Below are 11,386 nucleotides of genomic sequence, written 5' to 3' on the forward strand. Positions count from 1 at the left end.
CAGAATCTCCCGAAAAATCCAAAATAACGGCAAATATGCCGACAATTAACGATGTCATTTCGTTAAGTATAGCTGACGGTTTATATCCATAGCCATATCCCTACCTTCTTTATTTTACTTTATACCGCTTCCGCTTCGACCACCTGTCCCGCCGGAGGCCGTTCATCAGATCGGGATCGATGTTCCGCGAGAAGGGACTGGGATTGTGCTTGGGGCGTGCGAAAAACTATCGTCGATCGGCCTTCTTGCCGTCGCAACGCTGATGCTGGCTGCATGTGGAGGCGGAGATGAAGGTTCGCCAACCCCCGCACCCACGCCGACCCCGGTCCCGACACCATCACCCTCCCCCAGCCCTTCCCCCACCCCCACTCCGGCACCCGCGACGCTTTCCAGTTGGGACTGGATATTGCAGAGCCAGGGCCTACCCCCGGCGCCGCCTCCCGTTGCCTATCTCGACGTCGACGGGTTCGACACGGCCGCATCCTATGTGGCGCTGGCCAAATCCCGTGGAACCAGGACGATCTGCTATCTCGATGTCGGATCGGCGGAGAGCAACCGGCCCGACTATGCCAGCCTCTCGGCCATATCCGGACTATTGGGCAACAGCTATCCCGGCTTTGCGGGCGAACGTTATATCGACATTCGCCGCTACCCCGAATTCATCCAGATCATGGACGACCGGCTGCGCATGTGCCGGGACAAGGGTTTCGACTATGTCGAATTCGACGTGATGGATGCGTTCGAGGATGGAGCCGCGACGACGGGGTTCAACCTGACCGAACAGGACATGATCGCCTATGTGACCGCCCTGTCCGCCCGGGCGCGCGGCTATGGACTGAAACCGGTGCAGAAGAACGCCAGCGGTTCGTCCGCGGCGCTGGTGCCGCTGTTCGATGCCATATTGTTCGAAGGATGCGTGCTGGGCGATTTCTGTGCCGACAGCGCGCCCTATGTTACGGCGGGCAAGCCGGCGTTCAATGCCGAATATCCGGAGGAATGGCCCGCCGGAACCTTCGACCGCGCCAGAACATGCAGCGTGTCCGCCAGCGCCACCGTCTCCACGATCATCACCGTCGTGGACCTGGACAGGCCCGCACCGGACCGCTGCGTTCCTTGAAACGGGCTTCGCAGGAATGTGAAGGGAATGGCGCACCCGGAACGATTCGAACGTCCGACCCTCAGATTCGTAGTCTGATGCTCTATCCAGCTGAGCTACGGGTGCGTTGTGGAGGGGCAGATAGAAGGGGGCGGGCAGTCTGGCAACCCCTAAACTGGACAATCTTGAATTTAAAAGATGCCGTGCGACCGAGCCTGAGGACAAGCGGCTTCACGCCCGTGCAAGCAAGGGAAAACGGAATTTGGGGAAATGGCGCACCCGGAACGATTCGAACGTCCGACCCTCAGATTCGTAGTCTGATGCTCTATCCAGCTGAGCTACGGGTGCGTTGGAGTGGCGCAGATAGAAGCGGCCAGACATTTGGGCAAGCCCTTTTTGCACTTTTTTGGCGGACTGCCTGATCGAAGGCGCCGTACCGCAACCTTGTCCCGCTCCGGTCGTTCGAGAGGCAGGAAAGGATGCTGAGATGACCTTCACTCCCAACGAAATCGCGCTGCTGGTGATCGCGCTGCTGATCGGGCTGCTTCTGGGCCTCATCATGAGCGGACGCGGCAAATATAAGCGCTACTGGCGTGATGAGCAGCTTGCCCACGCCCAGGCGGTTAAGGACCGCGACGCCCGCCTGACGGCGGCGCAGGAGCGGATTGCCGAACTGGAACGTCAGTCGGTTCCTCCACGCTCCGCCACCCTTGGGACCGCCGAAAGCACGCATGAACGGGATGATTTCAGCCGCATCCGGGGCATCACCCCTCAGGACGAGATCGCGCTCAATCAGGCGGGCTATCATCGCTACGATCAGATCGCGGCGATCAGCAGCGAGCAGGAGGCAGCGCTTGAAACGCGCCTCGGCCTGCGAAGCGGCGTGATTTCCCGGGAGGAATGGCGGAAACAGGCCCGCCTGCTGGATGCGCGTCAGGATCATGAACATGCGCGGCTCTACGACCAGCGCGCCACGCCTGTCTGAAAAGGAAGGGGGCGGGATAATCTCCCGCCCCCTTCCTGTCATTTCCGGTTCGCCAGCGCCGCCTGAGCCGCCGCCAGTCGCGCGATCGGCACGCGATAGGGCGAGGCCGACACATAATCGAGGCCGGTCTTCTCGCAGAAGGCGATGGAGGCCGGGTCGCCGCCATGTTCCCCGCAAATGCCGAGCTTGATGCCCTCGCGGGTCGCTCGACCGCGTTCGGCGGCCAGTTCGATCAGTTCGCCAACGCCTTCCACGTCGATGCTGACGAACGGGTCGCGGGCGAAGATGCCCTTGTCCACATATTGCGTCAGGAAGCGCCCGGCATCGTCGCGGCTGATGCCGATGGTGGTCTGCGTCAGGTCGTTGGTGCCGAAGGAGAAGAATTCGCCCACTTCCGCGATCTCGCCCGCCTTCAGCGCGGCGCGCGGCAGTTCGATCATCGTGCCGACCAGATAGTCGACGCTGGCGCCCTGCTCCTCGAAAACCTGCTTGGCCACGCTGTCGACGATCGCCTTCATCAGTTCCAGCTCTTTCTTCGTCGCAACGAGCGGGATCATGATTTCGGGGATCGGCGCCTCGCCGCTGCGCTGCTTGATGATCAGCGCGGCTTCGAAGATGGCGCGGGCCTGCATCTCGTAGATTTCAGGATAGGTGACGCCCAGACGGCAACCGCGATGGCCGAGCATCGGGTTGAATTCGTGCAGTTCGGCAGCGCGGCGCTTCAATGCTTCCACGCCGACGCCCGCAGCCTTGGCCACTTCCTCGAACTCCGCTTCGCCATGCGGCAGGAATTCGTGCAGCGGCGGATCGAGCAGGCGAATGGTGACGGGCAGGCCCGCCATCACCATGAAGATCTGCGCGAAGTCGTCGCGCTGTTCCGGCAGCAGCTTGTCGAGCGCGATGCGGCGGCCCTTTTCCGTGTCCGCGAGGATCATCTCGCGCACGGCGGTGATGCGGGCCGCGTCGAAGAACATATGCTCGGTACGGCAGAGGCCCACGCCTTCAGCGCCGAAATCGCGGGCGGTCTGGCAATCCAGCGGCGTTTCGGCATTGGCCCGGACCTTGAGGCGGCGGACCTTGTCGGCCCAGCCCATCAGCGTGCCGAAGTCCCCCGCCAGTTCCGGCTGCACGGTCGGCACTTCGCCCGCCATCACCTCGCCGGTCGAACCGTCGATGGTGAGGATGTCGCCTTCCTTGAGCGTGCGGCCTTCGATGCGCAGCGTCTTGGCGGCGTTGTCGATCGACAGGCTGCCCGCGCCGGAAACGCAGGGACGGCCCATGCCGCGCGCCACCACGGCCGCGTGGCTGGTCATGCCGCCGCGCGCGGTCAGGATGCCCTTGGCCGCATGCATGCCGTGAATGTCCTCGGGAGAGGTTTCCACGCGAACGAGGATCACCGAATCGCCCAGTTCGTTGCGGCGCTCCGCAGTGTCGGCGTCGAACACGATGGCGCCCGAAGCCGCGCCCGGAGAGGCGGGCAGGCCCTTGGTCAGCACGTCGCGCGGCGCCTTGGGATCGAGCGTCGGATGCAGAAGCTGGTCGAGCGCGGCGGGATCGACGCGGGCGACGGCTTCTTCCTCGGTGATCAGGCCCTCATTCGCCATGTCGACCGCGATCTTGAGCGCGGCCTTGGCGGTGCGCTTGCCCGAACGGGTCTGGAGCATCCAGAGCTTGCCCTGCTGCACCGTGAACTCGATGTCCTGCATGTCGCGATAATGGGTTTCGAGGATCTGGAACACCCGCGCCAGTTCGGCATAGGTTTCCGGCATCGCCTCTTCCATCGACAGCGGCTTGGCCCCTGCCCGCTCGCGCGCCTGCCTGGTAAGGTATTGCGGCGTGCGAATGCCCGCAACCACATCCTCGCCCTGCGCATTGATCAGATATTCGCCATAATAGGCATTCTCGCCGGTCGCCGGGTCGCGGGTGAAAGCGACGCCGGTGGCGGAAGTATCGCCCATATTGCCGAACACCATTGCCTGCACGTTGACGGCCGTGCCCCAATCATGGGGAATCGAGTTCAGGCGGCGATAGACCTTGGCGCGGTCAGCCTGCCAGCTGCCGAAGACGGCGCTGATCGCGCCCCAGAGCTGGTCGTTCACATCCTGCGGGAAGGGCTTGTTCCAAAGTTTTGAAACAAGGCCCTTATATTCGGTGACGAGCGCCTTCCAGTCGTCGGCGGTCATTTCCGTGTCGAGCGTGTAGCCCTGGTCTTCCTTGGCGACTTCCAGCGCTTCCTCGAACGCGCCATGGTCGAGTTCCAGCACCACGTCCGAATACATCTGGATGAAACGGCGATAGCTGTCCCAGGCGAAACGTTCGTCGCCGGAAGCGGCAGCCAGACCCAGCACGGTTTCGTCGTTGAGGCCGAGGTTCAAGACCGTGTCCATCATGCCGGGCATCGAGATACGCGCGCCGGAACGAACGGAAACCAGCAGCGGGTCGGCCTTGTCACCGAACTTCTTGCCGGTGATGCCCTCGATATGGGCGATGCCGTTGGCGACTTCCGCTTTCAGGCTTTCAGGATAGACCCCGCCGTCCTGATAATAGCGGGTGCACATCTCCGTGGTGATGGTGAAGCCCGGGGGCACCGGCAGGCCGATCGCAGCCATGCCGTCCAGATTCGCACCCTTGCCGCCGAGAAGATTCTTGTCCCCTTTGCCGCCATCATCGACGCCGCCGCCGAAACGATAAACATAACGGGTTGCGGTCGTGCTCATGCTGGCCTCTTCCATTGTCAACATAATCGCGGCTCTCCTGCACTGATTGCCGTGTATTTGTGCGATGCAACAAAACTTAAACAACAGGCGGGCGACAAACGCACCCGCTTTTACGACGATTGCTCTCCGATTCCACTGATTTTCCCGCTTGTGCGGGTATGTTTTGGTATTAGCCCGTAATTTTCGAGAAGTCGGCCACCGCGTGGACGGCGTTCCGCACCCGCGCAAGCAGCGCGAGGCGAGCGGAACGTTTCGCCGGATCGGCATCGTTGACGGTGACGGTTTCGAAAAAGGCGTCGATCGGCGCCCGCAATGTTGCAAGTGCTGCCATGGCCCCTTCGAAATCTTCCGCCGCCAGAGAGGCGTCAGCGCGAGGCTCCGCGGCGTCCAGCGCGGCGATCAGGTCCGCCTCCGCCTGTTCGGGGGCATGGGAGAGTTCGACCTGCCCGGCTGTTTCGGCGCCTTCCTTCTTGAGGATGTTTGCCGCGCGCTTGTAGCCGGCGAGGAGGTTGGCGCCATCGTCGGTGGCGATGAAGGACTGGAGCGCCTTCACGCGGGCGAGCAGGCGGACCAGATCGTCTTCCCCGCCCAGCGCGAATATGGCGTCGATCAGGTCATGGCGGACGCCGGCTTCACGCTGCTGGACCTTCAGACGGTCCGCGAAGAAGTCGAGCAATTCACCCTCCGCCACGGACAGACGCAAATTATTGGCGGTGACGATCTGGATGACGCCCAGCGCTGCCCTGCGGAGGGCGAAAGGATCGCGCGAGCCGGTAGGCTTCTCATCGATGCCGAAGAAGGAGCGGAGCGTATCCAGTTTGTCGGCCAGCGATAGCGCCACGGTCAGCGGCGCGGTCGGGACCTCATCTCCCTGCCCGACCGGCTTGTAATGATCGCGGATGGCATCCGCCACGCCATCGGGCAGGCCTTCAGCCCGGGCATAGTAGCCGCCCATGATGCCTTGAAGCTCGGGGAACTCGCCTACCATTTCGGTGACGAGGTCGGCCTTGGCGAGACGGGCAGCCTGTTCGGCCAAGTCCGCCAGCGCCTTTTTCCCCTCGTCATTCCCATAGCGGGAATCCATCGCCGATGTTGCGTCCGGGTGAGAGATCTGGGGATGGGGTCCTGCCTTCGCAGGGGCGACGATGCCTTCTTCCACCAACCGGCGCGCCAGCTTTGCGACACGCTCCACCTTATCGGCCACGGTGCCGAGCTTTTCGTGGAAGGTGATGCGTTCCAGCTTCTTTGCGTGATCCTCCAGCTTCGTCCTGCGATCCTGCTCCCAGAAGAAGCGGGCATCCGACAGGCGGGCGGCGAGAACCTTGCGGTTGCCCGCCACGATCGCCGCGCCGCCATCCTTCGCCTCGATATTGGCGGTGCAGATGAAGGCGGGGGCCAGCTTGCCGTTCGCGTCGCGCAGGACGAAATATTTCTGGTTGATGCGCAGGGTTAGCTGAATGACTTCAGGCGGCACCTCAAGGAAGGCCGGGTCGAAATCGCCCAAGAGCGGGACCGGCCACTCTGTCAGCCCCGCATTCTCCGCGATGAGGCCCTTGTCCTCGATCACCGCGTAGCCGCGGGCTGCCGCGGCTTCGGCAGCCTTTGCCTCGATGATCGACTGGCGTTCCTGGTGGCTGGCGATCACATGGCATGCGCGCAGCTTTTCGGCATAGTCATGCGCGCCGCCGATGGTGATCTCGCCGGGATGGTGGAAGCGGTGCCCCAGCGTTGCGTAACCGCTGCGGATGCCTTCGATTTCGATGTCGACCAGGTCTTCGCCCAGGATCGCGACGATGCCTTGCAGCGGGCGAACCCAGCGCAGGCTTTCCGTGGTCTGCGATGCGGCGCCCCAGCGCATCGACTTGGGCCAGGGGAAGCTGCGGATAATGGCAGGGACGGCTTCGGCCAGAACCTCGGCAGTGGCGCGGCCGGGCTTGTTCACCGTGGCGAACCAGACGCCGTCACGTTCCTCAAGCTGATCCTGGGTCAGGCCGGTCTTGCGAAGGAAGCCCTCCAGCGCCTGCGCGGGCGCCGAAGTGCGGGGCCCCTTGAATTCTTCGCTGACAGCGGCGGTTTCCAGCGGCAGGTTGCGGGCTATCAGGGCCAGGCGGCGGGGGGTGACGAAGCTGTCGATGCTTTCGGGCTGCAGGCCGGACCTTGCCAGTTCCTCGGTGAAGAGGCGGGCAAGGTCTTCCGATGCCTTGATCTGCATGCGCGCGGGGATTTCCTCGCAGCGCAGTTCGAGGAGGAAATCAGTCATTATGCGACCCACCGGTTCTTCGCCATCCATGCTTCGCAGCTTCCCTTAGCAAGATCGCGAACGCGGCCGATGTAACTGGCGCGCTCCTGCACTGAGATCACGCCCCGCGCTTGCAACAGGTTGAAGATGTGTGAAGCTTTGATGGCCTGTTCATAAGCGGGGATCGGTAATTCCGCTACAAGGCAGTTTTCGCATTCCGCGACAGCCTTTCGGAAAGCATCGAAAAGGCTGTCGGTATTGGCCACTTCAAAGTTCCAAACCGACATCTGTCGTTCGTTTTCCAAAAAGACGTCGCCATAGGTGACACCGGCATCGTTGAACGCCAGATCGTAAATGCTGTCTTTACCCTGAATATAAAGGGCGAGGCGTTCCAACCCATAAGTCAGTTCGCCTGAGACCGGCTTGCAGTCGAAACCACCCATTTGCTGGAAATAGGTAAACTGGCTGATCTCCATGCCGTCGCACCAAACTTCCCAACCCAATCCCCATGCGCCCAGCGTCGGACTTTCCCAATCATCCTCGACGAAGCGTATGTCGTGAACCAGCGGATCGATGCCGATCGCCGCCAAGCTGCCCAAGTACAGTTCCTGTAAATTGGCAGGACTGGGCTTCATGATAACCTGATATTGATAATAATGCTGAAGCCTGTTGGGGTTTTGGCCATAGCGACCATCGGTCGGCCGCCTGCTCGGTTGTACGAAGGCGGCGTTCCAATTGTCCGGACCAAGCGCGCGCAAGGTCGTCGCAGTATGAAATGTCCCGGCGCCCATTTCCATGTCATAGGGCTGCAGGATCACGCAGCCCTGCCGTCCCCAATAGGCATGCAGGGTCAGGATCAGGTCCTGAAAGGAAAGCGCTTTACTTGTCGCCACCGGTGGTCCCCAGAAATCACGGCTTTAAGAAAATGACGGATCGATTGCGGCGCGCCTTGGCGCAGCGAGGGCGCAGGGTCAAGGGAAAGAGGGCGGGCTTAACCGTAAATCCGCTTGCTCTGGCGGCCGGTGGCCCGCATGGAAGGGAAAACCCTTAAGGAAACGGACCCGCAATTCAGATGAGATGGCCCTCTTTCCGCTGGCTGGCCCCCGCCATAATGCTGCTTGGCGGATGCGCGCTGGAACAGCCCGCCGCCGCCCGCGGTGCGGCGACGCGCTCCGCCTATGTGACGCCGGCCCTGTGGGAGGTGAAGGACGCCGACACCACCATCTATCTGTTCGGCACCGTCCATGTGATGAAGCCGGGGGTCGACTGGTTCAAGGGCTGGGTCAGATCGGCCTTCGATCAGTCGGACGAGCTGGTGCTGGAGATCGTCGAGCCGGAAGATCCCAATGGGCTGGCGTCCACCATGGCGGGCGCGGCGCTTGCGCGGGACGGCGTGAAGCTGTCGGACCGCCTGGGCGCGGACGACCGCGCCAAATATCAGGCGGCGATGAGCACGAACGGGCTTCCCTGGCAGGCCTTCGAGATGTTCAATCCCTGGATGGCGGGCATGGCGCTGTCGGTGAAGCCCCTGGAAGCGCTGGGCTACAAGTCGGACCTGGGCGCGGAGAAGGTGCTGACGGCGGCGGCCAGGGCTTCGGGCAAGAAGGTCGGCGCGCTGGAGACGGTGGAGCAGCAGCTCGGCTATTTCGCCGGCCTGCCGATGGAGCAGCAGGTGAACTTCCTGACCGCGACCATAGAGGGCCTGCCGGACATGGACCGGGAGTTCGCCAGCTTGGTCGCGCACTGGCAGGGCGGGGAGCCGGACAAGCTGGCGGCGGAGATGAACGAATCGCTGGAGGCGACGCCGGAACTGGCCCAGGTGCTGCTGATCCAGCGCAACGCCAACTGGGCGAAATGGATCAAGCGGCGGCTCAACCAGCCGGGCACGCTGTTCATTGCCGTCGGCGCCGGGCATCTGGCGGGCAAGGGCAGCGTGCAGGACCAGTTGGCGGCGCTGGGCATCGCGTCGGCACGGGTGAAACAATAGGATGATCGGCCTTCTGGCGCGCTGGCTGGGGCTGGCCGTCCTATGCCTGATTGCCGCTTGCGGGGAGAATCCCCCTGCCCCACCGCCCGGTGGAGGGCCCGCGCTTTGGCGGGTGGAGGGCAAGGGCGTCGACGGCTGGCTGTTCGGCACCATCCATATATTGCCGGACGGCGTGGAATGGCGGACCGGGCCGATCAAGGAGGCGATCGGACGAGCGGACAGGCTGGTGCTGGAATCGGCCGGGATACAGGATCAGGCGGGCACTTTGGCGCAGTTCGAGAGGATGGGGCGCAGTCCGGGGCTGCCCCTGCTGGAGACGCGCGTTCCGGCGGGAGACAAGGCGGCGCTGGAGGAGATCGTCGAGAATGGCGGCACCAATACGCAAACTCTCTCCGCTTATAAGGATTGGGCGGCGGCGATGCTGCTTTCGGCGGCGGCGCAACAGGCCCTGCATGTCAGCCAGGATCATGGCGTCGAACCCGCGCTGATCGCGACATTCGGAAAGGCGGGCAAGCCCATAAGCGGGCTGGAGACTGTGGAGCGGCAGTTTCGGGCCTTCGATACGCTCCCCCCGGATGCGCAGCGGCGGCTGCTGGTCGATACGGTGCGCGAGGCGAAGGAGATGCGGCGGCTTTACGACCATATCCTCAACGCCTGGATCAGGGGCGATCTCGCCACCCTTGCGCGGGACGGCAGGTTGGGCGAGACGCCCGATCCGGTGGTGGAACAGGCGGTGCTGGTGGACCGGAACCGTGACTGGGTGAAGTCGGTGGAGACGCTCGAGGGGCGGCCCTTCATCGCGGTGGGCGCGGGACATCTGGCGGGCAAGGACAATCTGGTCGACCTGCTTCGGGCCGGTGGATACAGGGTGACGCGGATGCAGTAGCACCCATCCCGCTTCCCGGCCCTTGCTTTCCAGCGCCTTTCTGCTATTGGGCCGCGGTCCCGACATGGTCATCCCTGGAGGCGTGGCGGGCACCTACATCAATTTGCTTTTGGAGACACGCAATGAGCGAGCAGCTTACGCTGTCGGCAGAGGCACGCGATCGGGCAGGCAAGGGAGCCTCCCGCGCTCTCCGCCGTGAGGGCCGCGTACCCGCCGTCATCTATGGTAACAATGAAGAACCGCAGTCGATCCACGTCGAGGAAAAGCTTCTCAACAAGCTGCTCGGCACCGGCCATTTCTTCAATTCGGTCGTCTTCGTCGAAGTGGGCGGCAAGAAGGTCCGCACCCTCGCCAAGGATGTGGCTTTCCACCCCGTGACCGACCGTCCGCTGCACGCCGATTTCCTGCGCGTTTCGGAACATGCCACCGTCCACGTCAACGTGCCGGTTGTCTTCAGCAATGAAGACGCTTCGCCCGGCCTGAAGAAGGGCGGCGTGCTCAACATCGTCGCGCACGAGATCGAACTGATCGTCGATGCGGCCGAGATTCCGGACGATGTCGTCGTCGACCTGACCGGCCTGGATGTCGGTGAGTCGATCCACATTGGCGCCGTGAAGCTGCCCAAGGGCGCCAAGGCCGCCCATGACGAAACCGACTTCACCGTCGCGACCATCGTTGCCCCCTCGGCTCTGAAGAGCGCCGAAGGCGACAATGAGACGCCGGCTCAGGGCGAATAAGCCCCTAGTCTGGCTGGCCGTTTATCGGTTCGCTCAACCCCCGTTCGGGCTGAGCTTGTCGAAGCCCCGTTCTTTTCGAAGAAGTGAGGCCGTTCGACAGGTTCAGGACGAACGGGGGTTTGTCTTATCGGGAGTATCGACGCGATGCAGATCTGGGTGGGCCTGGGCAATCCCGGAACCCAATATGCGATGAACCGGCATAATGTCGGTTTCATGGCGGTCGACCTGATCGCGGACATGCATCGCTTCTCTCCGCCGAAGAAGCAGTTCCAGGGCTGGGTGCAGGAAGGACGCATCGGTCCTGAGAAGATCGTCCTGCTGAAACCGGCAACCTTCATGAACGAGAGCGGACGCTCGGTTGGGGAAGCCATGCGCTTCTACAAACTGACGCCGCAGGATGTGACGGTCTTTCACGACGAACTGGACCTTGCGCCCATGAAGGTCAAGGTGAAGCGCGGCGGCGGCAATGCGGGACATAACGGCCTGCGTTCGACCGATGCGCATATAGGGGCGGAGTTTCGCCGGGTGAGGATCGGCATCGGCCATCCGGGGCACAAGGACCGGGTGCACGGCTATGTGCTGGGCAATTATCACAAGAGCGAGATGGACGCGCTGGCCGACATGCTGGGCGCGATCGGAGCGGAAGCGGAGTGGCTCGCCAAGGGAGAGGATGCGCGGTTCATGAATGAGGTGGCGCTGCGGCTGGCGGACTGAGACGGGCGAATTGCGCGTCCGTCCG

9 protein-coding genes and 2 tRNA genes are annotated in these 11,386 nt (G+C 62.9%); 6 read left to right on the forward strand and 5 right to left on the reverse strand.

The features are described 5' to 3' along the window. The first annotated feature begins 262 nt into the window (after positions 1–262). Positions 263–1,117 (forward strand): endo alpha-1,4 polygalactosaminidase, encoded by an 855-nt coding sequence (locus TZ53_RS19370; RefSeq protein WP_262857313.1) that lies wholly within the window; start codon positions 263–265, stop codon positions 1,115–1,117. A 28-nt stretch (positions 1,118–1,145) separates the two neighbouring features. Here the strand turns inward: TZ53_RS19370 and TZ53_RS19375 are convergent. Then, a tRNA-Arg gene (locus TZ53_RS19375) sits at positions 1,146–1,222 on the reverse strand. 145 nt (positions 1,223–1,367) lie between these two features. After that, positions 1,368–1,444, reverse strand: a tRNA-Arg gene (locus tag TZ53_RS19380). A 139-nt stretch (positions 1,445–1,583) separates the two neighbouring features. Between TZ53_RS19380 and TZ53_RS19385 the strand changes: the two genes are divergently transcribed. Continuing rightward, positions 1,584–2,081 (forward strand): hypothetical protein, encoded by a 498-nt coding sequence (locus TZ53_RS19385; protein ID WP_044662402.1) that lies wholly within the window; start codon positions 1,584–1,586, stop codon positions 2,079–2,081. A 38-nt stretch (positions 2,082–2,119) separates the two neighbouring features. Here the strand turns inward: TZ53_RS19385 and ppdK are convergent, their stop codons facing one another. The 3 genes from ppdK to TZ53_RS19400 all read right to left on the reverse strand — a co-directional run bounded on the left by ppdK (position 2,120) and on the right by TZ53_RS19400 (position 7,930). Then, on the reverse strand, positions 2,120–4,822 hold the full coding sequence (gene ppdK / locus TZ53_RS19390; RefSeq protein WP_044662403.1) for a pyruvate, phosphate dikinase: 2,703 nt from the start codon (positions 4,820–4,822) through the stop codon (positions 2,120–2,122). A 145-nt stretch (positions 4,823–4,967) separates the two neighbouring features. Then, positions 4,968–7,058 carry a glycine--tRNA ligase subunit beta gene (gene glyS / locus TZ53_RS19395; RefSeq protein WP_044662404.1) on the reverse strand — a complete coding sequence of 697 codons (2,091 nt, stop codon included), beginning with the start codon at positions 7,056–7,058 and terminating at the stop codon, positions 4,968–4,970. Continuing rightward, positions 7,058–7,930, reverse strand: a complete 873-nt coding sequence (locus tag TZ53_RS19400; RefSeq protein ID WP_044662405.1) for a glycine--tRNA ligase subunit alpha — start codon at positions 7,928–7,930, stop codon at positions 7,058–7,060. Before TZ53_RS19400 ends, glyS begins: the two co-directional genes overlap by 1 nt. Before the next feature lie 179 nt (positions 7,931–8,109). Here TZ53_RS19400 and TZ53_RS19405 point away from each other — a divergent pair, with 179 nt between their 5' ends. The 4 genes from TZ53_RS19405 (at position 8,110) to pth (ending at position 11,361) form a co-directional block, all read left to right on the forward strand. Further along, positions 8,110–9,024, forward strand: a complete 915-nt coding sequence (locus TZ53_RS19405) for a TraB/GumN family protein (RefSeq protein WP_044662406.1) — start codon at positions 8,110–8,112, stop codon at positions 9,022–9,024. A 1-nt stretch (position 9,025) separates the two neighbouring features. After that, positions 9,026–9,910 carry a TraB/GumN family protein gene (locus TZ53_RS19410; RefSeq protein ID WP_044662407.1) on the forward strand — a complete coding sequence of 295 codons (885 nt, stop codon included), beginning with the start codon at positions 9,026–9,028 and terminating at the stop codon, positions 9,908–9,910. A 122-nt stretch (positions 9,911–10,032) separates the two neighbouring features. Then, a complete protein-coding gene (locus tag TZ53_RS19415; RefSeq protein ID WP_025550158.1) occupies positions 10,033–10,647 on the forward strand; it encodes a 50S ribosomal protein L25/general stress protein Ctc in 615 nt (204 codons plus the stop codon). Between the two features lie 144 nt (positions 10,648–10,791). Beyond that, positions 10,792–11,361 (forward strand): aminoacyl-tRNA hydrolase, encoded by a 570-nt coding sequence (gene pth / locus TZ53_RS19420; RefSeq protein ID WP_044662408.1) that lies wholly within the window; start codon positions 10,792–10,794, stop codon positions 11,359–11,361. Positions 11,362–11,386 lie beyond the last annotated feature (25 nt).

It is taken from the genome of Sphingobium sp. YBL2, from assembly GCF_000943805.1.
GTDB classification, from domain to species: domain Bacteria; phylum Pseudomonadota; class Alphaproteobacteria; order Sphingomonadales; family Sphingomonadaceae; genus Sphingobium; species Sphingobium fuliginis.

Excerpts from the sequence above, each read along its gene's own strand:
- TZ53_RS19370 (WP_262857313.1), top strand. The coding sequence starts at position 263 with ATGCTGGCTGCATGTGGAGGCGGAGATGAAGGTTCGCCAACCCCCGCA.
- TZ53_RS19385 (WP_044662402.1), top strand. The coding sequence starts at position 1,584 with ATGACCTTCACTCCCAACGAAATCGCGCTGCTGGTGATCGCGCTGCTG.
- ppdK (WP_044662403.1), bottom strand. The coding sequence starts at position 4,822 with ATGTTGACAATGGAAGAGGCCAGCATGAGCACGACCGCAACCCGTTAT.
- glyS (WP_044662404.1), bottom strand. The coding sequence starts at position 7,058 with ATGACTGATTTCCTCCTCGAACTGCGCTGCGAGGAAATCCCCGCGCGC.
- TZ53_RS19405 (WP_044662406.1), top strand. The coding sequence starts at position 8,110 with ATGAGATGGCCCTCTTTCCGCTGGCTGGCCCCCGCCATAATGCTGCTT.
- TZ53_RS19410 (WP_044662407.1), top strand. The coding sequence starts at position 9,026 with ATGATCGGCCTTCTGGCGCGCTGGCTGGGGCTGGCCGTCCTATGCCTG.
- TZ53_RS19415 (WP_025550158.1), top strand. The coding sequence starts at position 10,033 with ATGAGCGAGCAGCTTACGCTGTCGGCAGAGGCACGCGATCGGGCAGGC.
- pth (WP_044662408.1), top strand. The coding sequence starts at position 10,792 with ATGCAGATCTGGGTGGGCCTGGGCAATCCCGGAACCCAATATGCGATG.